This window comes from Streptomyces sp. NPDC107550, from assembly GCF_055639095.1.
Genome location: NZ_JBVKBC010000034.1, coordinates 14,068 through 35,210 on the forward strand (window position 1 = coordinate 14,068; position 21,143 = coordinate 35,210).

Genomic DNA, 21,143 nt, shown 5'->3' on the forward strand with positions numbered 1-21,143 from the left:
CGCGCCCCGGGTAGTGCGTGACGGCGGGAGTTCCTGGCTCACCCCCGTCTCAAGAACGGGGGCTCACAGTGGCGGGACCGCGCCGGATTCGCACCGGGCTTCCTCCCCTGTCGCCGTCGCTGGCGATGTTGTTGCCTGCATCGTACGGGTCGGGGGCGGGGGCCGGTACGGGACGCCGGTCACAGGTGGGCGGTCCGTGCGGTAGGTATGCTCCCCGGCATGTCCGACTCCCTCATACCCTCTGATCCCGGTTCGTCCGGTACGTCCCGGGGCGACGCGTGTCCCGGCGCGCTGCGGCTGCACGCGGCGGACGACGGGTTCCTGGCGCGGGTGCGGCTGCCCGGCGGGGTGCTCCCCGCGACGGCGGCAAGGGCGCTCGCGGAGGCGTCCGGCGCGCTCGGTGACGGCGCCCTGCATCTGACGTCCCGGGGGAACGTGCAGCTCAGAGGCTTGCGTGAGGGATGCGGCGGGGAACTCGCGGCGCGGCTCGCGGACGCCGGGCTGCTGCCGTCGGCGGCGCACGAGCGGGTGCGCAACGTGGTGGCGTCGCCGCGTTCGGGTCTCGACGGCGGCGGCTTCGTGGACGTACGGGGGTGGCTGCGGGCGCTGGACGCCGAGGTGTGCGCGAGCGGGGTGACGCCGGGGCTGTCGGGGCGGTTCCTGTTCGGCCTGGACGACGGGCGCGGGGACATACCGGCGCTCGGCCCGGACGTGCTGGTGCGGGGCCTGCCGGACGGCGGCGGCTGCGTGCGGCTCGGGGCGGACGGCACGGGCTTCCACGTACCGTACGAGGACGCGGCGCGGGCGGCGGTGCGGGCGGCGGAGGTCTTCGTCGCGGCGGCCCGCGAGGCGGCGCCCGCCCGGGTCTGGCGTACGTCCGAACTGCCCACGCCCGCAAGCGAACTGACGGCGCGTCTGGCGCGGGCGCTGACCGGTGTTCCGTTCGCCGCGCACCCCGGCTGCGAGCACGGCGAGCCCGCGCCGCCGACCGGCCCCGCGCCCCTGGAAGCGGTCCTCCCGCTGGGCTCCGCGACGCCGGAGCAGTGGCGGGCGCTGACGGACCTGGCGGGCCGACTCCCCGCCGGAGAACTGCGGTTGACCCCGGCCCGTACGGTCGTCGTCCCCGGCGCGGACGCCGGCCACGCCCAACTCCTCACCGCCACCGGCCTCTTGACCGACCCGGACTCCCCCGCCGCCCGCACCGGCGCCTGCATCGGACGGCCCGGCTGCGCCAAGGCGCACGCCGACATCCGCGCCGACGCCGTCTCCCGGCACCCCGTCCTGCCCACGTACTGGTCCGGCTGCGAGCGCCGCTGCGGCCGCCCGACCGTCCCGTACGTCGATGTCGTGGCGCGCCCCGACGGCACGTACGACACCCGCCTGCCCGAGCCCGCACCCAGGTGAAAGAGCCGAAACCCGTGTATGACTACGAGAAGGACGGCGCGGCGATCTACCGCGAGTCCTTTGCCACCATCCGCGCCGAGGCCGCGGCCCCGCTCGCCGCGCTGCCGCCGGACGTGGCGCAGGTCGCGGTCCGCATGATCCACGCCTGCGGGCAGGTGGACCTCGTCCAGGACATCGGCTACTCGGCCGGGGTCGTGTCGGCGGCGCGCGCCGCGTTGCGCGCCGGAGCGCCCATCCTGTGCGACGCGCACATGGTCGCCAGCGGGGTCACGCGTGCGCGCCTGCCCGCCGACAACGACGTGGTGTGCACCCTGCGCGACCCCCGAGTACCCCAACTTGCCCAGGAGTTGGGTACGACACGGAGCGCCGCGGCCCTCGAACTGTGGCGGGACCGTCTCGACGGCGCCGTCGTCGCCATCGGGAACGCGCCGACCGCGCTGTTCCACCTCCTGGAGATGATCGCCGCCGGGGCGCCCCGGCCCGCGGCCGTGCTCGGCATCCCCGTCGGTTTCGTCGGCGCCGCCGAGTCCAAGGACGCGCTCGCCGCCAATGACCTGGGGCTCGAACACCTCGTGGTGCGGGGCCGGCGCGGGGGCAGCGCGATGACGGCGGCGGCGCTCAACGCCGTGGCGACCGAGGTGGAGATCCAGTCATGAGCAAGGGCAAGCTGTACGGGGTCGGACTCGGGCCTGGCGACCCGGAGTTGATGACGCTGGCCGCCGCGCGCGCCATCGCGGAGGCGGACGTCGTGGCGTACCACTGCGCGCGGCACGGGCGGTCCATCGCGCGTTCCATCGCCGCCGCGCACATCCGGCCCGAGCAGATCGAGGAGCGGCTGATGTACCCGCTCACGGTCGAGACGACGGACCATCCGGGCGGCTACCGGGGCGCGCTCGACGACTTCTACGCCGAGGCGGCGGCGACGCTGGCCGCGCATCTGGACGCGGGGCGCACGGTCGCGGTGCTCGCGGAGGGCGACCCGCTGTTCTACGGCTCGTACCAGCACATGCACAAGCGGCTCGCCGACCGCTACGACACGACCGTCATCCCCGGGGTGACCTCGGTGAGCGCGGCCGCTGCGCGGCTCGGGGAGCCTCTGTGCGAGGACAAGGAGACGCTGACGGTGATCCCGGGCACGCTGCCCGAGGACGAACTGGCGGCGCGGATCGCGGCGGCGGACTCGGCGGTCGTGATGAAGCTGGGGCGTACGTTCACGAAGGTGCGGGCGGCGCTCGCGGACGCGGGGCGGCTGGACGACGCGCGGTACGTGGAACGGGCGTTCATGGCCGGGGAGCGCACCGGGCGGCTCGCGGACGTGGACCCGGACTCGGTGCCGTACTTCTCGGTGGCGGTGCTGCCGTCGCGGATCGACGCGGAGCCGGTCGCGGACGAGGGCCGCGCCGGGCGCGGGGAGGTCGTCGTCGTCGGCACGGGTCCCGCGGGGGCGCCGTGGCTGACGCCGGAGTCGCGGGGGGCGCTCGCCAACGCGGACGACCTCGTCGGCTACACGACCTACCTCGACCGGGTGCCGGTACGGGGGCACCAGCGCCGGCACGGGTCCGACAACAAGGTCGAGTCCGAGCGGGCCGAGTTCGCCCTCGACCTCGCGGCGCGGGGGCGGCGGGTCGCCGTCGTCTCGGGCGGTGACCCGGGCGTCTTCGCCATGGCGACGGCGGTCCTGGAGGTCGCCTCCGAGGAGCGGTACGCGGATGTTCCGGTACGGGTGCTGCCCGGGGTGACCGCCGCCAACGCCGCCGCCGCCCGCGCGGGGGCGCCCCTCGGGCACGACTACGCCACGATCTCCCTCTCCGACCGGCTCAAGCCCTGGGACGTCATCGAGCGGCGGCTGCGGGCCGCCGCGTCCGCGGACCTCGTCCTCGCCCTGTACAACCCGGGTTCACGCTCGCGTACGTGGCAGGTGTCCAAGGCCGTCGACCTGCTCCTTGAGTACCGGGGGGCCGATACGCCGGTGGTGGTGGCGCGGGACGTGGGCGGCGGTTCGGAGTCCGTCCGTACGGTGACTCTGGGCGCCCTCGCCCCCTCCGAGGTGGACATGCGCACGCTCCTCATAGTGGGCTCCTCCCAAACCCGCGCGACCCCCCACGCAACGTGGACCCCCCGCCGCTACCCAGACTGACCCGTCCCGGGGGGGGTGGGGGTGGCTCTGCCGGTGGGAATCCTCGACTCTCGTCGTGGCTGATCGCGCAGTTCCCCGCGCCCCTGGGTGGGCGGGCCTGCCCGTAGTCCTTCACCTTTCGCCCGGTGGGGCTTCTCGCGCAGTTCCCCGCGCCCCTGGAGGGGCGACTACGTCGCCACCTCCTCCCCCGGGGAGCTGGGGCGAAGCCCCGCTCTTCAGGGGCGCGGGGAACTGCGCAACCTCAGCTACAAGCGGCCTCCGCCGATGAACTCCTCAGGGGCGCGGGGAACTGCGCAAAACGTTCAGGGCAGCCGGCCTCACCCGGAGAACTCCCCAGGGGCGCGGGGAACTGCGCGGCCAGCCACGACGTAGCCGCAGGTGAACGGCGACCCCAGGGGGCACCGCCCCCTCAGGGCAGCGGGCCTCAGCCTGGGAACCCGTTGGAGAAGACGTGCCGGACGACCCGCGCCGCCGCCTCCCCGTCGTCCCACGGACAGAACCGCCCCCGAAAAGCCGACCGCAACCGCCCCGCCCCCTCCCCACAGAACTCCCCGGACCGGAAGACCTCCACCAGTTCGTCCTCCGTCCGCGCCACCGCCCCCGGCGTCTCCCCCTCCCGCCCGGACAGCAGATCGAAGGTCACGCCCCGGCTGGCCCGGTAGACCTCCCAGTCGTCGGCGTAGATGACGATCGGCCGGTCGAGGTTGGCGTAGTCGAACGTCAGGGACGAGTAGTCGGCGATGAGCGCGTCGGAGGCGAGACACAGGTCCTCGACGACGGGGTACCGGGATACGTCGATGACCGCGCCGGCGTCGGTGAGGGCACGCAGCGCGGCGTCCTCACCGTAGAAGTAGTGGCTGCGCACGAGCAGGACGAAGTCGTCACCGAGCCGCGCGCTGAGCCGCCCCAGGTCGAGGCGGGGCCGCCAGCCGCGCTCGTAGTCGCGGTGGGTGGGCGCGTACAGCAGCGCGGTCTTGCCGTCGGGTATGCCGAGGCGGGCGCGGATGGCGGCGACGTCGTCGGCGGTGGCCGTGTGGAAGACGTCGTTGCGCGGGTAGCCGGCGTCCAGGGAGACGAAGCCGCTGGGGTAGACGATCGACCAGTACTCGGTGGAGTGCGGGTTCGAGGACAGGCTCAGGTCCCAGCGGTCCACGCGCTTCAGCAGTTTGGTGAAGTTCATGCCCTTGGCGGAGGCCGGGTACAGGCGCTGGTCGAGGCCCATGCGCTTGAGCGGCGTGCCGTGGTGGGTCTGGAGGTGGAACTGGCCGGGCCGTTTGACGTAGTGGTCGCCGAAGTTGACGTTGTTGATGAAGTACGTGGCGCGGGCCATCACCTCCCAGTAGCGCGGGGAGTTGGGTGTGACGAAGTCGATGCCGTCGGGCACCTGGTCGGCGAACTGCTCCTTGACGATCCACACGCCGTGCGGGCCGACGCCCAGTTCCTCGGCCTTGTTGTAGATGGCGAGGGGGTTGCAGGCCGGGAGCCGGTTCCAGTAGCTGCTGTAGACGGCGAGCTGGTCGTCGAGGGGGCGGCGCCGCTGGAGCCGGTAGTAGGCGCTGCCGGCCCGCCTGGTGAGCTGCTTCCTGCGCTTGCCGAGCGTCTTGCGCCCCTTCTCGGTGACGTTCCGCATGGTTTGCGCGGCCTGGAACGCCCGGTAGTTCCCGCGGGCCAGGGCCTGGACGAGCCTCGGCTCCCCGGCGGCCTCGTCGGGGACGTGCCCGTGGGGGAGGTGGTCGCGGTAGAAGGCCGCCGAGCGGGCGAAGAACTCGGCGCGGTCGGCGGGCATGACCCGGTGCGGACGCACCAGCGCGAACAGCATGTGGCGCACCGCCCGGTCGAACAACGGCCCCCGCGCCCAGTCGAGTTCGGGCCGCTCGGCGAGGAACGCGAACAGTCCCTCGTACTGCTCGAAGATGTCGAAGTGCTTGCGCCCGGGGGTGCGGGTGATCGCGCCCTGCCGCCGCTGGCGGTACTCGACGCCCACGAAGTCCAGGCACCCGACCTTCTGCGCGCAGGCCATCGCGGCGTACGTGACCGGGGCGTCCTCGTAGAGCCCGGGGCGGTACCGCAAGCCGTGCTCCAGGAAGAACTCGCGGCGGAACGCCTTGTTCCAGGCGACGAGGAACAGGTCCAGGTACGCGGGGCGGTCCGCCACGGCGAAGATGTCGTCGCCGGCGGCCTCGATCAGATCGGCGGCGTCGGTCCGGCCGCCGTCGCCCCACCAGTAGGTGCGGATGTGGTTGAAGACCAGGATGTCAAGGCCGTCGCGGTCGAGCCGGTCGGCGAGGCGCTGGAGCAGGCCCGGCCGGTAGGTGTCGTCGCTGTCGAGGAACAGCACGTAGTCGCCGGTGGCGCGGTCGAGACCGGCGTTACGGGCCCGGCCCAGGCCGACGTTCTCCGGCAGATGCAGGACCGTGACGCGGGGGTCGCGGGCCGCGTACTCGTCGAGGATCGCCCCGCTGTGGTCCGGGGAGCAGTCGTCGACGGCGATCACCTCGACATCGGTGAACGACTGCCCGAGCACGGAGTCCAGGCAGGCGCGCAGATAGCCCTGCACCTTGAACACCGGGACGACGACGCTGAACCGGGGCATGAGAAGACCTCTCCAGGGACGCTTGACGCAGGGCGTGCGACCCGCACCGCCCCCGGGGACCCTATGGACCCAAACACCCCCGAACAGCAGGCCAAAAGTACCCACCCCCCACCCAAAGGTCCCGACCTCAGATCAACCCCCGCCGACCCGCCAAGGGGCCGCGGGGAACTGCGCAACCTCAGCTACAAGCAGCCTCCACCGAAGAACCCCCCAGGGGCGCTGGGAACTGCGCGAACGGTCACAGCAAGCGACCCCCGCCGATTAACTCCCCAGGGGCGCGGGGAACTGCGCGACCGGCCACGACGCACCCGCAGGTGAACGACAACCCCAGGGGGCAGCGCCCCGACAGGGGCGCGGGGAACTGCGCAACCTCAGCTACAAGCAGCCCCCGCCAGAAAGCTCCCCGCGCTGCAAGCACCCGTCACTTCAAGGCGCGGCGCCGCCTCACCTGGCGGAAGCGGAGAGTCGCGGCCAGGAGGATGAGGGCCGCCCCCGCGCCGACGACCACGATCGCGCCCGTCGGAACCGACGTCACCTCGACATCGAACGTCACCGGTTCCCCCCACGCCCGCCCATCACTGGTCGTGTACAACCGCGCCGTCAGCGTCGACTTCCCGCTGGCCCGAGCCGTCACCCCGATGTGCAACGAGTGACTCGCCGACCCGGCCGCCTCCACCGCCACCGCCGGATCGTTCACCCGCAACCGCTGCTTGTCACTGGACGTCACCCGCAACTCAAGCCCGGCGACCGGCTGTTGCAGCCCGTTGTCCACGGTGACCGGGACCGTCGCGTCCCCGGAGGTCACCGTCACCCTCGACTTCGGCACGAGCCGCAGTGACCGTACCGACGTCCGCAGGAAGTCCTCCGTACGATCCTGGAACGCCCCCTGCGCCGCACTCCCGCCCGCCCGCCACGCCGTGGACAGCGCCCGTGCCATCGCCGCGTGCACGGACGCCGTCGTCGCCTTCGGGTCGGCGAGGACCTTCGACAGCGTCGCCAGTTCGTCCAAGGAGCGTGCCACCGCTGCCAGTTGAGGCTGCGTCAGCTCGCTCGCCCGCAGGGAGTCCGGGTACACCGACGAGTGCACCGCGTACCCGTCGACCGCTCCGCCCCCCGCCGCCGGGATGTCCTCCAGGTCCAGCCACCCGTCCTCCGTCCCGGAGTCCACCGCCGCCCCGAGCGCCTGCGCCGCCGTACCGGACATCTCGCGCGGCGGCACGATCACCGGCCGCGCGGAGTCCTTGAGCAGCCCCGCGAGCCGCGTCACCGTATCCGGATCGGGCGTGTCGGAGTCCTCCTCCCGGTCACCGTCCGACGCCGAGGACGAGGGAGAGGACGAAGGAGAGGACGAGAGGGAGGGGGCCCCCTTGGGCGTTGGGGGCGCCGTAGAAGTAGACGGGGACGGGGACGGGGAGCCGGAGGGCGTCGGCGTCGGGCCGCCCGGGTCCTTGAGGGACGCGAGCGCCTTCTCCACAGCCGTGTCGTACGGCAGAGCCGTCACCGCCCGCTTGCCCCCCGGCTCACCCCCCGGCACGAGCCGCACCGGATCCGGCCCGTCGGGATAGAGCCCCCGCCCGGACGTGAGCACGCGAGAAAGTCCCAACTTCTCCCCGAGTTGGGTCACGCGCGTGTCGACCGCACCCCCGGCCGGCCACGCGAGCCCCTGCCGGGTACCGGTCCCGAGCGCCTTCTCGACCCGTTCCCGCGTGTCGTCGTCGAGGCCCGCCACGACCTCCCGCAGATCGTCCGCGTCCGCCGACGGCCGGTGCGCGAGCGAGACGAGGTCGGCGTCCGCGTACGGCAGCAGCCACACGTCCCGCCCCTTCACCGCGTCGCGCAGCGCCGCCAGCCAGTCCCGCGCCGCGTCCCGGCCGCCGCCCTGCGTGCTGTTCTTCGGGCTCGCGGAACCCGCCCGGTCGGCGACCCGGTAGCCGTCCGCCATCGCCTGCGCCGCCAGTACGAGGTCGGGGTCCAGGACCCAGCTCACGTCCCGCCCCCGGCCCGCGTCCACGACCTCCCGCAGCCGCCCGCCGTCCGCGAACAGCTTCGCCAGCGTGTCGTCGTCGAACACCGGTTGGGCCTGGGGGCCCGAGCCGAGCGCCGCCGCCGTCATGTGCGGGGTCGCCGTCACCGGCCACACGACGGCCGCGTGCACCGTGCCGTCCGCCGCGTCCGCCGCGTCCCGCGCCCGTCCGGCCCCGGCCGCCGCTCCGGGCAGCGCCGCCGAGCCGAGCACCACGGCGGCCAGCACCCACGCCCGCGCGGCCCCGCGCCGGGAGCCCGCCGCCCGGCCCCCACGAAAGACCCTCGCCATGACCCTCGCTCCTCCCGTTCCCTGCCACGCCCGCTGCCGCGCGGGGCACCGCCACCTGTCCGCACCGAGCGGCACGCACTACTCGCACCGAACGGCACCCACTGTCCGCGCCACGCGGCGCCCGACCGCCCGCGCCACGCGGCACCGACTGCCTGACCACGCAGCGCAGACCTCCCACGCCGAGCGGCACCCGCGGCCCGCACCGGACAGCGCAGACCGCCCGCACCCCGCCGGCAGCCCTCACCGCCCGCGCCGGGCCGCGCACGACCCCGTCGCGCTCCGAGCCAACACCGTGCGACGCGCCCGTACGGGGACCGCCCCGCCCGGCGGCGCGTCGGCCCCGGCCCGTCCGGGGCGCTCGGCGGCCCCGCCCGTGTCGCCCGATAGAGTGCGGCATCCGAGGGGGGCGCACTTGACGCGCCGCCCGCCCCTCGCCACTCCGCCCGCCCCACGCCGACCCCGCCCGCCCCCTGAGGGCCGCCGCGCCCCGCACCCCGCACGAGGTACCTGGCAGTGACACCCGCGCACCACGCGACCCCCGACCCCGTGGCGGGCATCGTCAGGACCGGCGACGCGACCCCCGACCCCGTGGCGGGCACCGTCAGGACCGGCGACGCGACCCCCGACCCCGTGGCGAGCACCATCGGGACCGGCGACGCGACCCCCGACCCCGTGGCGAGCACCGTCAGGACCGGCGACGCGACCCCCGACCCCGTGGCGGGCACCATCGGGACCGGCGACGCGAACCCCGAGCCCGTGGCGAGCACCGTCAGGACCGGCGACGCGACCCCCGACCCCGTGGCGAGCGTCGTAGGGATCGGCGCCGACGGCTGGCCCGGCCTGCCCGAGTCCTCCCGCGCCGTGCTGCGCGCCGCCGCCACCGTCATCGGCGGCCCCCGCCAGCTCGCCCTGCTCCCCCCGGAGATATCCGCCGAACGCGTCCTCTGGCCGTCCCCGCTGCGCCCCGCCGTCCCCGGCCTGCTCGCCGCCCACCAGGGCCGCGCCCTCGCCGTGCTCGCCAGCGGCGACCCCATGTTCTACGGCATCGGCCGCACCCTCATGGACGCCCTCGGCGACCCCCGCCTGCTGCGCGTGCTGCCGCACCCCTCGTCGGTCTCGTACGCGTGCGCCCGCCTCGGCTGGCCCGTCGAGGACACCGACGTCGTCAGCCTCGTCGGCCGTCCCGCCGACCGGCTCGCCGCCGCCCTGCACGACGGGCGCCGCCTGCTCGTCCTGTCGACCGGTGCCGCGACCCCCGCCGAGGTCGCAGCCCTCCTCACCGACCGGGGGTACGGGCCCAGCACGCTCACCGTCCTCGAACAGCTCGGCTCCGAGGCCGAAGCCGCGTACGAGGGTGTCGCCGAGACGTGGACGGCGACCCCCGGCGACCCCCTCAACGTCATCGCGCTGACCTGCCGCCGCGCCCCGGACGCCCTGCGCCTCGGCGCGGTCCCCGGGCTGCCCGACGCCGCGTACGAGCACGACGGGCAGCTCACCAAGCGGTACGTACGGGCCGCGACCCTCGCCGCGCTCGCCCCCGCCCCCGGCGAACTCCTGTGGGACGTCGGCGGCGGCTCCGGGTCGATCGCCATCGAGTGGATGCGCGCCCACCCCTCGTGCCGTGCCGTCACCGTCGAGCGCGGCCCCGAGCGCGCCGCCCGCATCGGCCGCAACGCCGCCCGGCTCGGCGTGCCCGCCCTCACCGTCGTCACCGGTGCCGCGCCCGCCGCGCTCGCCGGACTGCCGCGCCCCGATGCCGTGTTCATCGGCGGCGGGCTCACCGCGCCCGGTCTGCTCGACGCCTGCTGGGACGCGCTCGGCCCGGGCGGGCGGCTCGTCGCCAATACCGTGACGCTGGAGTCCGAGGCGCTGCTCGGCGCCTGGCACCGGCGCCACGGCGGCGAACTGACCCGGCTCGCGGTCGCGCACGCCGTGCCGGTCGGCGGGTTCACGGGGTGGCGGCAGGCGATGCCGGTGACGCAGTGGTCGGTGACCAAGCCGCCCGCTTCCCCGGAACTCCACCTCCCGCGAACTGACCCAGGCTGGACGACACCATGACCGTGTACTTCATCGGCGCAGGACCCGGCGCCGCCGACCTCATCACCCTGCGCGGCGCCCGCACCCTCGCCGCCTGCCAGGTCTGCCTGTACGCGGGCTCCCTCGTCCCGCGCGAACTCCTCGCCGAGTGCCCGCCCGGCGCGCGGCTCGTCGACACGGCCGGGCTCGACCTGGACGCCATCGAGGCGGAGTTCGCCGCCGCGCACGACGCCGGGCTTGACGTGGCGCGGCTGCACTCGGGCGACCCGTCGGTGTTCAGCGCGGTCGCGGAGCAGATGCGCCGCCTCGACGCGCGCGGCATCCCGTACGAGGTCGTGCCGGGCGTGCCCGCGTTCGCGGCGGCGGCCGCGGCGCTCAAGCGGGAGCTGACCGTGCCGACCGTGGGCCAGACCGTCATCCTCACGCGGATCGCGCAGCAGGCCACGCCCATGCCGGCCGGGGAGGACCTCGCCACGCTCGGGGCGAGCGGCGCCCTGCTCGTGCTGCACCTCGGCGCGCGGTACGTGGACCGCATCGTCGGCGAACTCCTGCCGCATTACGGCGCCGACTGCCCCGCCGCCGTCGTCGCCTACGCCAGCCGCCCCGACGAACTCGTCCTGCGCGGCACCCTCGGTGACATCGCCGCCCAGGTGAAGGAGGCGGGCGTGCTGCGGACCGCCGTCATCCTCGTGGGCCGGACGCTGGCCGCCGCCGAGTTCCGCGACAGCCACCTGTACTCGCCCGAACGCGACCGGCACACCTGCTGAACCGCTAGCGGGCGCTCCCGGAACGGAACAGCAGGTCCTCGATCGCGCGCCGGTCGCCGTTCCAGTACGTGACCGCCGGGTGCGGGCCCACGGTCAGGAAGCCGTGGTCGCCGTCGGGCAGGCGGACGTCCAGCGGGGCCACGTCCTTGTTGCTGCCCGGTTCGCGGCCCTGGTAGCCGACGCCCATCGAGGTCACCGTCGTCGTCTTCTCGCCGCCCTTGAACACGGCGACGCCCGCGTACGCCCGCTGCCCCGGCGCCAGCGTGGCGAGCGCCTTCGGCGGGGTGCCGAGCGGGCCGAGCGGGGAGCGTGTGCGCTGGCCGAGGAACACGTACGGGTAGTGGTACAGCGTGCAGGACGTCCCGCCGATGTTCTTCGCGGTGATCAGCAGGTGCTGGCCCGAGTCCCGCTCCCAGAAGGACGTGGTGAGGGAGAGGTCCGGGTCGGCGCAGGCCCGGGCGGCGGTACGGGGGGTCGCGGTGGCGGGAGTTCCGGTCGCCGGAGTCTTGGTCGCCGGGGCCTTGGCCGTGGGCGCTGTGGGTGACGTGTGGGCCGTGGGCTTCTTCGCGGTCGCCGGTGTGGTGGGCGCGGCCGGGGAACTGGCCTGGCCGGTCGCGCCGGGGCCGTTCTGGTCGGAGCCGGTGGGTTCGCAGGCGGTGACGGCGAGCAGGGCGGTGAGGGCGACGGCCCCCAGGACGCACTTCGCGGGCGCGGGCATGGTGATCGGCATGATGATCCCCCGTGATCGGTCGTGCTGACGTAACCGAGTGTTGCCCCGCGCCGGGGCGCCGCTCCCGCCCGTACGCGACCTGTTACCGACCGCGCGAACGGCCGTCACGCTTCCGTGGCGGGCGGCGGCCGGGACCCGGCGGCCATGTGCTGTGCTGGAGGCCCCGGGCCACCGGGACGACGGAACGAAAGGGCGGGGCTTCCCGATGCACGTGCTCATCCTCGGCGGGACGACCGAGGGCCGGAAACTGGCGGCGGCGCTGGCCGGGGACGGCCGGGTCCGGGTGACGAGTTCGCTCGCGGGGCGCGTCTCGTCGCCCCGGCTGCCGCCCGGAGAGGTACGGGTCGGAGGGTTCGGCGGGGCGGAGGGGCTGGCCGCCTGGGTGCGGGAGAACGCGGTGGACGCCGTCGTCGACGCCACGCATCCCTTCGCGGAACGCATCAGCTTCAACGCGGCGCGGGCGGCTGAACTGACCGGGGTTCCGCTGGTGGCGTTGCGGCGGGCCGGGTGGGAGCGGCGGGCGGGGGACGACTGGCGGTTGTGCGGGTCGCTTGGGGAGGCGGCGGGGGCCCTGCGGGGGGCTCGGCGGGTTTTTCTCAGTACGGGGCGTACGGGGCTTGCGGCGTTCGCCGGGGTGCCGGATGTGTTCTTCCTCGTACGTTCGGTGGAGCCGCCCGAGGGGCCGGTCCCGCCCCGGATGGAACTCCTGCTCGCCCGGGGGCCTTTCACTCTGGACGAGGAACGTGCTCTCCTCTCCCGTTACGCCATTGACCTCCTCGTCACCAAGGACAGTGGGGGTGCGTCCACGGCCCCCAAGCTGGAAGCGGCCCGAGCCCTGAACATCCCGGTCCTTTTGATCACCCGCCCACCCGCCCCTCCGGGTATCCCGACAACCCCCGACGTCCCCAAAACCCTGACCTGGCTGACCACCCAAGCCCCGCTGACCTGAACGTCTTGCGCAGTTCCCCGCGCCCCTTGGCAGTCGATCACCTTTCGCCCGGTGGGGCTTCTCGCGCAGTTCCCCGCGCCCCTGGAGGGGCGACTGCGTCGCCACCTCCCCCCTGGGGAGCTGGGGCGAAGCCCCGCTCCTCAGGGGCGCGGGGAACTGCGCAACCTCAGCTACAAGCAGCCTCCGCCTGGGAACTCCCCAGGGGCGCGGGGAACTGCGCGACCAGCCACGACGAGAGTCGAGGATCCCCACCGGCTGAGCCACCCACTCACCCCAGGGGCGCAGGGAGTCACTCTTAAGGGGCGGCGCTAAAAACGCGTCAGGTTGACCGGGCCGGAGGCCAGGGCGTCCAGATTGGCGGCGTTGGTGGCGTGTACGCCGATGTCAGGGATGCCGTCAGCGCCCGCAGGGACGGGTGCGCGGGGTCTGACCGCCAGAGCAGGGAGATCGGGTAGACCGGCGTCGGATCCGTCAGGGGGATGTAGCGGAGGTTCCAGGACGCCGGCCGGTGCAACGGCGTGCGCGCGCCGAAGAACGTCATCAGAGATGAAGACGCCGCCAGCGCCCGCGCCTGATGATCAGGCCCGAAGGACGGCCCGGAGACGTCCAGCTCGAAGGAGAACGCCCGCGCCAACTCCGCGTAGTACATCCCCCACTCCGTGGACAGATCCAACGCCGGCATCCACACCCGCCCCCCACGAAGCTCGGAGAGCCCGATGGACGCCCGCGCCGCCCACGGATGCCCCGGCCCGACGACCAGCTCCACCGGCTCATCAAGCACCCGCGCGGACCGCAGCCAGGACGGCCGCCGCCCGCCCGCCAGACTCCCCGCCCAGAACCCCGCGTCGATCTCCCCCTCCCCCACCGCCGCCACGGCCGCCAGCCCGCCCGCCCGCGCGACGACTTCCAGTTCCACATCGGGGTGCGCCGCGTGGAAGTCCTGGAGGAGCCCCGCCATCACGGACCGCGTGCCCTGCACATCGACGCGCAGGGCCCGCCGCCCGGGCGCGACGGCCAGCACCGCCCGTTCGAGCGCGGCCAGCACCTCGCGGGCGTGCGGCAGGAGCACCGCGCCCTCGGGCGTCAGCCGCACCCCCCGCGCCGTCCGCGCGAACAGCCGTACCCCGAGCCCCCGCTCCAGCACGGCCACCCGTTTCGACGCCGCCTGCTGGCTGATACCCGCCTCGTCGGCCGCCGCCTGGAACGACCCCAGTTCCGCGATCAGCACGAACGTCCGCAGCGCCCGCGGGTCCAGATCCCTGTCTTGAGTCACCCGCCCATACAACCACCGGTTGTGGCTCAGGGCCCGCCGGTTGTTTGCCGCACGCGGGCCCCCGGCCGTTGGATGCGGGGATGCGACTGGGACGGGACTTCGGGTGGTTGTGGGCCGCGTACGCGGCGAGCGCGGCGGGTTCGGCGCTGGCGCTGGGCGCGTTCCAGCTCGTCGCGGTGCTCGCGCTGCACAGCTCGCCCGGCCAGGTGTCGTTCCTCGCGGCGGCCGGCCTCGCGGCGGGCGCGGTCGCGGCGGTGCCGCTCGGCCCGTGGGTGGAGTTCCGCCGCAAACGGCCCGTGATGATCGGCGCCGACCTGCTGCGGTGCGCCGCGCTCGCCACGCTGCCGCTCGCCTACGCCTTCGACGCCCTGACGTTCGCGCAGCTCGTCGCCGTCGCCGTGGTCGTCGCGGGCGCCGATCTCGTCTTCAAGTCCGCGAGCGGCGCCCACCTCAAGGGGCTCGTCCCGGCGGACGGTCTGCTGCTCGCCTCCTCCCGTTTCGAAGTGACGAACTGGACCGCGACCGCCCTCGGCCCCCCGCTCGGCGGCGCCGCCATCGGCCTGTTCGGGCCGCTCGTGACGGTCGCCGCGGACGCCGTGAGCTACCTGCTCTCCGCCCTCGGCGTACGGGCCCTGCGCTCCCCCGAGCCCGAGCCGCCGCGCCGCGCCGGTACGCCCCCGGGGCTCGCCGGGATCGCGGAGGGCTGGCGTTCCGTCTGGCGCGACCGGCTGCTGCGCGGCATGTTCCTGAACACGCTGCTGTTCAACGCCTCCGTCATGGTCGCCGTCCCCCTGCTCGTCGTCCGCCTCGTCGGCGAACTCGGCTTCGCCCCCTGGCAGTACGGGCTCGCCTTCGGCGGCCTGCCGTGCCTGGGCGGCCTCCTCGGCGCCCGCCTCGCCCGCCCCCTGTGTGCCCGCCACGGCGAACGCCGGATCGTCCTCGCGTCCGGCATCGCCCGCGCGATCTGGCCGCTCGGCCTCGTGTTCATCGGCCCGGGCCCGTACGGGCTCGCCGTCGCCGTCACCGTCGAGTTCGGCCTCGTCACGGCCTGCGGAGTCTTCAACCCGGCCTTCGCCACGTATCGCCTGCGGCGGGCGGAGCCGGACAAGGTGGCGCGGGTGCTGTCGGCGTGGTCCGTGACCAACGGCCTGGTCACGGCCTCGCTCACCGCCGCGTGGGGCGCCCTCGCGGTCCTGGTCGGGCCCCGGAACGCGGTCGGCGCCGCCGGGCTCATGGCCCTGGCGACGCCGATCCTGTTGATGCCGCTGCGGTCAGCGCCGCCCCGCCGCGAACGCGGTGAACGCGGCGAAGGCCGCGGGACCGACGGTGAGGGCTCCGCCGTGCGGGTTCTTTGAGTCCCGGATCGCAATCACGTGCGGCCGATTGGCGACCTCGACGCACTCGCCGCCGCTGTCGCCGCTGTACGAGGACTTCTTCCAGGTCACGCCATGGAGAGGCGCGCACTCGACGCACTCGCCGCCGTTGCTGCCGCTGTAGCTGGACTTACGCCAGGCCGCGTTCTCCAGCATCAGGGTCCTCGCCATATTGCTCCTCCATCACGCGGCTGATCAGTGCCGCTGAATCCTCTACGGAGAGGGCAGCAGCCTGCAAGCGAGCATAGAGGAACGACCCATCCTTGTACTTCTCGGTATCGGCGGTCGCATGCCCTTGGACGAAATCCTCCGTATACACGATGTCCGGGTCCGCAGCGAACCTCATGAGCGTGAATGAGCCGCTGAGCGCCGTGTGTTGACCCGCCGCGAAGGGGATCACCTGCACGTTGACGTGCCGCTTGTCCTGGAATTCCAGCAGGTGCGCGAGCTGGTTCCACATAACGTCCCGGCCGCCGATGGCTCGGTACAGGACCGCTTCGTCCAGCACCACCCACACCTGCGGGGCGTCCTTCCCGTCCAGGACTCGCTGCCGATCCAGACGAGCGGCGACCAGCTCGTCCAGGTTCGGCGGATGCGGTGCCTGCATCACGGCTCGCGCGTACGCTTCCGTCTGCAAGAGGCCATGGACCACCTGCGGCTGGTACGTCGAGATGTAGGTCGCCTTCGCCTCCAGACCCGCGTACTCCTGGAACCAGGACGGGAGTTGCGACCGCAGGACGAGGCCGACCAGGCGCCCGAACGAGCCCCTGGTGTCGAAGATGGCGTCCACCCGATCCGCGAACTCCCGGGTGGGAACCTTGTGCGCCGTCTCGATCTGGCCGATCAACGACGCCGTACAGAACAGTTGCCGGCCGAGCTGCGTCTGACTGAGACCCGCGGCCTCACGCCAATACCGCAGCTCAGAACCGAAGTGGTCGAGCGGCGACGCGCTCGGGTCGAGTTGCCGGATGGTGCTCATGATGGACCCCCAACAGGTGTCACGGTTGGTCTCCCCGCCGTGACAGAACGTAGCGGCGGCGCGGGGGCGCGCAACAGGGCGTGAAGGCGCGTTCGGCCCCAACTTCCCCACTCGTTTGGCCCGCTCTCACAAGCGCACTTGTTTGCGGTGGACCCCTGCCGTGTCGCGCCCGCGAGCCCCCACGCTGGGTGATGCTCAACTGGCCTTACGGACACGGGAGTCACCGTGCAGCACACCATGAACATCACCGTCAGCGCGCACTCCGCCCAGCATGTGCGCCGGATCATCCGGATCTACCTGCGGCAATGGGAGATGCCGGAGCTGACGGACGCGGTCGAGCTGGCCGCCACGGAACTCCTGGCCAACGTGGTCCGCCACGTCCCCGGCAGCCGCTGCTCGCTGCTGATCCTGCGGCAGAAGGGCGGCGTACGCGTCGAGGTCGGGGACGGCGACCCGCGTCCGCCCCGGCCGTGCGCGGACCCGGGGATGGCCGAGGGCGGGCGCGGGCTGCTGCTCGTGGAGGCGGTGACGGACCGCTGGGGGACGTACCGCAGCGGGCCCGGCAAGACGGTCTGGTTCGAGTGTGACGCGCAGCCCTCCAAGGCCCCCACGGCGTGTACAGCGCGCGACGCCGACGCGCCACTGCCACAGTAACCACGAACACGCGCCCCAAATGCACCACTTAGGGAGTCTTCGTGGCACGCGTACATGTGATCCTCAATCAGAAGGGCGGCGTGGGTAAGTCCACGCTGGCCGTGAACCTGGCCGCCGTCACCGCCGACGTGCTCGGCGGCGCCCGGCCCGGCGACGACGGCCGGCCGCCGGTCGTCGCCGTCTCCATCGACCCGCAGGGCTCGGCCGTGTGGTGGTCCGAGCGGGTGGGCGAGGGACTGCCGTTCGACTTCGTGCAGGCCCACGACGACCTCGCGGGCCTCGCCGCGCTGTCCCGTATCCCGTCCGCGCAGCACGTCTTCGTGGACACCCCGGGCTGGCTCGACCTCGCCGAGTCCGAGGGCGGCGACCCGCTCGGCAAGGGCGCCGCCGCCGACGCCCTGCGCGCGGTCCTGTCCAACGCCACCGACGTCATCGTGCCCATCGAGCCCGAACCCCTCGGCTTCCAGCCCACTCAGCGCACGGTCGAGAAGGTCGTCCGGCCGCGCGGGCTGCCGTTCCGCGTGGTCATCAACAACTGGGACCCGCGCGACGGCAAGGCGGATCTGGAGCAGACCCGGGCGTTCGTCGAGGCGCAGGGCTGGCCCCTGGCCCGTACCGTCGTACGCCACTACAAGCTGCACACCCGGGCCAGCGCCGACGGGCTCGTCGTCACCCAGTACGGCGCCAACAAGGTCGCCCTCCAGGCCCGCGAGGACTTCTTCCGGCTCGCCCTCGAAGTCGGCCTCGCCACTATCCCCAAGCCCGCGCGGGCGCCCCGCAAGAAGTCCGCGTCCGGCTCCGCCGCCAAGCCGAAGAAGAAGGTGACCACCTGATGGGCCGCCGTACCGATCTGTCGTCGCTGCTCACCGGGGGCGAGGCCGGGGCCGGTTCCGGCGGCGCGCCCGCGCCCCGGCGGCCCGACACCACACCGCTGACCGTGCCCGTCAGCGACCTCGTGGAGAACCCCGACAACCCCCGGCACGAGCTGCGCGACCTCGACGGGCTCGCGGAGACCCTGCGGGAGCGCGGAGTGCTCCAGGCGCTCGGGGTCGTCCCCGCCGCCGTCTTCCTCGCGGCCCGGCCGCAGCACGAGGCGGCGGTGGGTTCGGCGCCGTACGTCGTGCTGCACGGGCACCGGCGGCTGGCCGCCGCGAAAATGGCGGGGCTGGACGAGGTGCCGGTGCTCGTACGGGAGGACGCCACCCGGTCCGACGAGGACGCGCTCATCGAGAACGTCCAGCGCGACGATCTGACCGAGCTGGAGCAGGCGCAGGCCATCCATGGGCTCATCCGTACGTACGGGTACTCCCAGCGGCAGGTCGCCGCGCGGATCGGGAAGACGCAGGGGTTCGTCTCGCAGCGGCTGTCCCTGATGAAGCTCCGGGAGGATCTTCAGGAGGCGCTCGCCGATGGGCGGATCTGTGTGGAGGACGCGCGGCGCATCGCGCGGCTGCCCCGGGAGGAGCAGAGGCTGCCCGGTGACGGGGCGGAGTCGGGGGGTGCGGGGTTCGTGCCTGCTGCCCGGGGTGGGGGGCGGGGGCGTGATTACGGCGTAATCAAGTTGGAGGCGGGGGCTTCTCCTGAGGAGGTGGTCGCTGTGCTGCGGCGGCATTTCGCGCCTGCGGCGGTGGATCGGGTGCGGGAGCTTTTGGGGGTGGGCGGGAAGTAGGGAGATCTGGGGTTCAGGTCCGCTGGGGTGGGCGTTTTGCGCAGTTCCCCGCGCCCCTTACGGGGCTGCCCCTTGGGGTCGGGGGTCGGCTTTCCGCCGGTGGGGCTTCTCGCGCAGTTCCTCGCGCCCCTTACGGGGCGCTGGAACCTGGCGGGGATCGGGGGGCGGGGCTTACCCCCCTGGGGTTGTGGACTTTTGGCCCTGTTTGCGGGGTGGGGGGTGTTGGAGGGTTGTACGTGCGATGCCCTTTCGTACCGCCAGCAGCTACTACCAGACACCCGCCCGCGAGGCCCGGCACGGCACGGTCCGCCCCGCGGGCGGCTGGCGTGCCGTCGTCCTCGTGGTCGTCGGCATGGTCGTCCCGATCATCGCCCTCGACGGGTTCACGCCCGACGAGTTCCGCGCCCGGTTCCTGCTCGGGCTCGTCCCCGTCGTCGTCGCGCAGATCGCCCCCGTCCTCACGACGGCCGTCGTCAGCGGGCTGCTGCTCGGCGCGAGCATGGTCCTCCAGGTCGTGGGCCCCACCCCGTTCGGCGGGCTCGGCACGCTGATGATCGGCAGCGGAGGCGTCCTCGGCGTCCTCATCGCCCGCCGCAAGGAGGAACAGCAGGCCCGCCTCCAGGCCGTCACCGACGTCGCCGAGGCCACCCAGCGGGCCGTCATGCGCCCCCTGCCCGAACGCATCGGCACCCTGCACCTCGCCGACTTCTACCAGCCCGCCGCACGGGCCGCCCGCATCGGCGGCGACTGGTACGACTTCCAGCCCTCCCCGCACGGCGTCCGCGCCGTCCTCGGCGACGTCAGCGGCAAGGGGCTGCCGGCGGTGTCCGCGTCCGCGTCACTCCTCGGGGCGTTCCGCGAGGCCGCGTACCACGAGGAGGACGTCGCCGAGGTCGCGCGCCGGCTCGAAGTGTCCATGCAGCGCTACAACGCGTGGGCCCGCGCCACCCGGCACCCCGACCACCCCGACGTGTTCTCCACCGGGCTGCTGCTGCACTTCCCGCACGAGGGGCGCGTCGTCGACGTCATCAACTTCGGGCATGAACCGCCCCTCGTCGTCTCCCCCGACGGCACCGTCCACACCCCGGACGTACCGCCCTGCCTCCCCCTCGGCATGGACGGCCTCGGCGGCGAACCGCCCCGGGCCGTACGGCTGCCGTTCGGGCCCGGCGACACCCTCGTGCTGTTCACCGACGGGGTGACCGAGTGCCGGGACGCGGAGGGCGCGTTCTACCCCGTACGGGAACGGCTGCCCGCGCTCACCGGGCCGCGCACCGGCAGCGAACACCCCGCGGAACTGCTGCGGCGGCTCGCCATCGACCTCCATGCCCACCGCGCCGGGCCGCCCAGCGACGACGCCGCCATCACCGTCATCCGGCGCACCGCCGCGATGCTCCCGGCCCGCGACACGTCCGACGCGGACCTGGCGCTCTACGTTCCGCGCGGCGACGGGTGGAAGGGCCGGCGTCAGTACGCGACGGACATCCTGCCCCTGGCGTGGGCGTCGCGTTCGAGTTCGTCCACGAAGGCGATGGCGTAGTCCTCCGCGCTGATGCGGCTCTCGCCGTTCGCGTCCGTCATCAGGCGGTCGCCGCCGATGCGGAAGTCGCCGGTGCGCTCGCCCGGGGCGATCTCCGCCGCCGGGGAGACGTACGTCCAGTCGAGGTCCTCCACCGTCTCCAGGAGCGCCAGCAGGTCCCGCTGGGCCAGCGCCTCGCCCAGATACGCGTCCGGGAAGCCCGGCTGGTCCGACAGGACCTCGCCCGGGGCGACCTCCAGGCCGCCCGCGCCGCCCACCACGACCAGGCGGTGCACCCCGGCCGCGCGGATGCCTTCCAGGAGGGACTGGTACGTCTCCACGAACGGGGTGCGGGGGTCCGAGCCGTCCCTCGGCGGGGACAGCGCGGAGGCGACCACGGTGTGGCCTGCGGCCAGCTCGGTGACCTGGGCGGGGTCGGCGGCGTCGCCCCTGGCCGGGGTGGTGCCGGGGGAATCCGGGGTCGGGTTCGCGCCCGAGCGGCTCACCGCGGTGACCTTGTGGCCGCGGGCGGTCGCCTCTGCGGCGATGCGGCTGCCGATCATGCCTGTGGCTCCGAACAGGATGAGGTGTACGGGGTTCGTGGCATCCATGGGGTCAGCGAAACACGGGGTGGCTTGCGCCGCATGTCGGTTCTTCGGGTGCGGCTTGCGTCGTGGCTGATCGCGCAGTTCCCCGCGCCCCTGGCGGGGCTGCCAGCGCCGGTGCCTATCGGGCGGCCCCCGCC

At 73.8% G+C, this 21,143-nt stretch carries 18 protein-coding genes and 1 riboswitch; of the genes, 11 read left to right on the forward strand and 7 right to left on the reverse strand.

Annotated elements, in window-relative coordinates:
* Positions 1-5 precede the first annotated feature (5 nt).
* Positions 6-133: riboswitch (cobalamin riboswitch) on the reverse strand.
* An 86-nt stretch (positions 134-219) separates the two neighbouring features.
* From ACZ7LY_RS29650 to cobJ, 3 genes are read left to right on the forward strand one after another with little or no spacing between them, the layout of a single operon-like run.
* A complete protein-coding gene (locus tag ACZ7LY_RS29650; protein ID WP_471627826.1) occupies positions 220-1,404 on the forward strand; it encodes a cobalamin biosynthesis protein CobG in 1,185 nt (394 codons plus the stop codon).
* Positions 1,405-1,418: 14 nt separating this feature from the next.
* Positions 1,419-2,060, forward strand: a complete 642-nt coding sequence (locus ACZ7LY_RS29655) for a precorrin-8X methylmutase (protein WP_471627827.1) — start codon at positions 1,419-1,421, stop codon at positions 2,058-2,060.
* Positions 2,057-3,541, forward strand: a complete 1,485-nt coding sequence (gene cobJ, locus ACZ7LY_RS29660; RefSeq protein ID WP_471627828.1) for a precorrin-3B C(17)-methyltransferase — start codon at positions 2,057-2,059, stop codon at positions 3,539-3,541. The genes ACZ7LY_RS29655 and cobJ overlap by 4 nt, the downstream gene beginning before the upstream one ends.
* 424 nt (positions 3,542-3,965) lie before the next feature.
* Here the strand turns inward: cobJ and ACZ7LY_RS29665 are convergent, their stop codons facing one another.
* Both ACZ7LY_RS29665 and ACZ7LY_RS29670 read right to left on the reverse strand, forming a co-directional pair.
* The gene (locus ACZ7LY_RS29665; RefSeq protein WP_471627829.1) at positions 3,966-6,134 is read right to left on the reverse strand and encodes a bifunctional glycosyltransferase/CDP-glycerol:glycerophosphate glycerophosphotransferase; all 2,169 of its coding nucleotides are present in this window, start codon (positions 6,132-6,134) and stop codon (positions 3,966-3,968) included.
* A 421-nt stretch (positions 6,135-6,555) separates the two neighbouring features.
* Positions 6,556-8,448, reverse strand: coding sequence for a DUF6049 family protein (locus ACZ7LY_RS29670; RefSeq protein ID WP_471627830.1), 1,893 nt, complete (start codon positions 8,446-8,448; stop codon positions 6,556-6,558).
* A gap of 756 nt (positions 8,449-9,204) precedes the next feature.
* Between ACZ7LY_RS29670 and cbiE the strand changes: the two genes are divergently transcribed.
* Together cbiE and cobM are read left to right on the forward strand one after the other, a co-directional pair.
* The gene (gene cbiE, locus ACZ7LY_RS29675; protein WP_471627874.1) at positions 9,205-10,506 is read left to right on the forward strand and encodes a precorrin-6y C5,15-methyltransferase (decarboxylating) subunit CbiE; all 1,302 of its coding nucleotides are present in this window, start codon (positions 9,205-9,207) and stop codon (positions 10,504-10,506) included.
* A complete protein-coding gene (cobM, locus tag ACZ7LY_RS29680; protein WP_471627831.1) occupies positions 10,503-11,252 on the forward strand; it encodes a precorrin-4 C(11)-methyltransferase in 750 nt (249 codons plus the stop codon). Before cbiE ends, cobM begins: the two co-directional genes overlap by 4 nt.
* Before the next feature lie 4 nt (positions 11,253-11,256).
* Here the strand turns inward: cobM and ACZ7LY_RS29685 are convergent, their stop codons facing one another.
* Positions 11,257-11,982, reverse strand: coding sequence for a DUF4232 domain-containing protein (locus ACZ7LY_RS29685; RefSeq protein ID WP_471627832.1), 726 nt, complete (start codon positions 11,980-11,982; stop codon positions 11,257-11,259).
* 205 nt (positions 11,983-12,187) lie between these two features.
* Between ACZ7LY_RS29685 and ACZ7LY_RS29690 the strand changes: the two genes are divergently transcribed.
* Complete coding sequence (locus tag ACZ7LY_RS29690) at positions 12,188-12,931, forward strand: cobalt-precorrin-6A reductase (protein WP_471627833.1); 744 nt, start codon at positions 12,188-12,190, stop codon at positions 12,929-12,931.
* A gap of 319 nt (positions 12,932-13,250) precedes the next feature.
* On the opposite strand, the gene ACZ7LY_RS29695 is transcribed toward ACZ7LY_RS29690, so the two are convergent.
* Positions 13,251-14,204 (reverse strand): LysR family transcriptional regulator, encoded by a 954-nt coding sequence (locus ACZ7LY_RS29695; RefSeq protein ID WP_471627834.1) that lies wholly within the window; start codon positions 14,202-14,204, stop codon positions 13,251-13,253.
* Positions 14,205-14,284: 80 nt separating this feature from the next.
* On the opposite strand from ACZ7LY_RS29695, the gene ACZ7LY_RS29700 reads away from it, so the two are divergent.
* Complete coding sequence (locus tag ACZ7LY_RS29700) at positions 14,285-15,559, forward strand: MFS transporter (RefSeq protein ID WP_471627835.1); 1,275 nt, start codon at positions 14,285-14,287, stop codon at positions 15,557-15,559.
* Here the strand turns inward: ACZ7LY_RS29700 and ACZ7LY_RS29705 are convergent.
* Both ACZ7LY_RS29705 and ACZ7LY_RS29710 read right to left on the reverse strand, forming a co-directional pair.
* Positions 15,476-15,748, reverse strand: a complete 273-nt coding sequence (locus ACZ7LY_RS29705; protein WP_471627836.1) for a DUF397 domain-containing protein — start codon at positions 15,746-15,748, stop codon at positions 15,476-15,478. The genes ACZ7LY_RS29700 and ACZ7LY_RS29705 overlap by 84 nt on opposite strands.
* Positions 15,708-16,556 (reverse strand): helix-turn-helix domain-containing protein, encoded by an 849-nt coding sequence (locus ACZ7LY_RS29710; RefSeq protein WP_471627837.1) that lies wholly within the window; start codon positions 16,554-16,556, stop codon positions 15,708-15,710. The genes ACZ7LY_RS29705 and ACZ7LY_RS29710 overlap by 41 nt, the downstream gene beginning before the upstream one ends.
* 225 nt (positions 16,557-16,781) lie before the next feature.
* Here ACZ7LY_RS29710 and ACZ7LY_RS29715 point away from each other — a divergent pair, with 225 nt between their 5' ends.
* The 4 genes from ACZ7LY_RS29715 to ACZ7LY_RS29730 all read left to right on the forward strand — a co-directional run bounded on the left by ACZ7LY_RS29715 (position 16,782) and on the right by ACZ7LY_RS29730 (position 20,419).
* Positions 16,782-17,210 carry an ATP-binding protein gene (locus ACZ7LY_RS29715; RefSeq protein ID WP_471627838.1) on the forward strand — a complete coding sequence of 143 codons (429 nt, stop codon included), beginning with the start codon at positions 16,782-16,784 and terminating at the stop codon, positions 17,208-17,210.
* Positions 17,211-17,251: 41 nt separating this feature from the next.
* Entirely contained in the window at positions 17,252-18,043 is a 792-nt protein-coding gene (locus ACZ7LY_RS29720; protein ID WP_471627839.1) for a ParA family protein, read from the forward strand.
* Entirely contained in the window at positions 18,043-18,879 is an 837-nt protein-coding gene (locus ACZ7LY_RS29725) for a ParB/RepB/Spo0J family partition protein (RefSeq protein ID WP_471627840.1), read from the forward strand. The genes ACZ7LY_RS29720 and ACZ7LY_RS29725 overlap by 1 nt, the downstream gene beginning before the upstream one ends.
* A gap of 241 nt (positions 18,880-19,120) precedes the next feature.
* Positions 19,121-20,419, forward strand: coding sequence for a PP2C family protein-serine/threonine phosphatase (locus tag ACZ7LY_RS29730; RefSeq protein ID WP_471627841.1), 1,299 nt, complete (start codon positions 19,121-19,123; stop codon positions 20,417-20,419).
* Here the strand turns inward: ACZ7LY_RS29730 and ACZ7LY_RS29735 are convergent.
* The gene (locus tag ACZ7LY_RS29735) at positions 20,347-21,009 is read right to left on the reverse strand and encodes an NAD(P)-dependent oxidoreductase (protein WP_471627842.1); all 663 of its coding nucleotides are present in this window, start codon (positions 21,007-21,009) and stop codon (positions 20,347-20,349) included. The two genes, ACZ7LY_RS29730 and ACZ7LY_RS29735, sit on opposite strands and share 73 nt — an antisense overlap.
* Positions 21,010-21,143 lie beyond the last annotated feature (134 nt).

Excerpts from the sequence above, each read along its gene's own strand:
- ACZ7LY_RS29710 (WP_471627837.1), bottom strand. The coding sequence starts at position 16,556 with ATGAGCACCATCCGGCAACTCGACCCGAGCGCGTCGCCGCTCGACCAC.
- ACZ7LY_RS29650 (WP_471627826.1), top strand. The coding sequence starts at position 220 with ATGTCCGACTCCCTCATACCCTCTGATCCCGGTTCGTCCGGTACGTCC.
- ACZ7LY_RS29690 (WP_471627833.1), top strand. The coding sequence starts at position 12,188 with ATGCACGTGCTCATCCTCGGCGGGACGACCGAGGGCCGGAAACTGGCG.
- cobJ (WP_471627828.1), top strand. The coding sequence starts at position 2,057 with ATGAGCAAGGGCAAGCTGTACGGGGTCGGACTCGGGCCTGGCGACCCG.
- ACZ7LY_RS29705 (WP_471627836.1), bottom strand. The coding sequence starts at position 15,748 with ATGGCGAGGACCCTGATGCTGGAGAACGCGGCCTGGCGTAAGTCCAGC.
- cobM (WP_471627831.1), top strand. The coding sequence starts at position 10,503 with ATGACCGTGTACTTCATCGGCGCAGGACCCGGCGCCGCCGACCTCATC.
- ACZ7LY_RS29685 (WP_471627832.1), bottom strand. The coding sequence starts at position 11,982 with ATGCCGATCACCATGCCCGCGCCCGCGAAGTGCGTCCTGGGGGCCGTC.
- ACZ7LY_RS29730 (WP_471627841.1), top strand. The coding sequence starts at position 19,121 with ATGCCCTTTCGTACCGCCAGCAGCTACTACCAGACACCCGCCCGCGAG.
- ACZ7LY_RS29665 (WP_471627829.1), bottom strand. The coding sequence starts at position 6,134 with ATGCCCCGGTTCAGCGTCGTCGTCCCGGTGTTCAAGGTGCAGGGCTAT.
- ACZ7LY_RS29700 (WP_471627835.1), top strand. The coding sequence starts at position 14,285 with ATGCGACTGGGACGGGACTTCGGGTGGTTGTGGGCCGCGTACGCGGCG.
- ACZ7LY_RS29670 (WP_471627830.1), bottom strand. The coding sequence starts at position 8,448 with ATGGCGAGGGTCTTTCGTGGGGGCCGGGCGGCGGGCTCCCGGCGCGGG.
- ACZ7LY_RS29735 (WP_471627842.1), bottom strand. The coding sequence starts at position 21,009 with ATGGATGCCACGAACCCCGTACACCTCATCCTGTTCGGAGCCACAGGC.
- ACZ7LY_RS29725 (WP_471627840.1), top strand. The coding sequence starts at position 18,043 with ATGGGCCGCCGTACCGATCTGTCGTCGCTGCTCACCGGGGGCGAGGCC.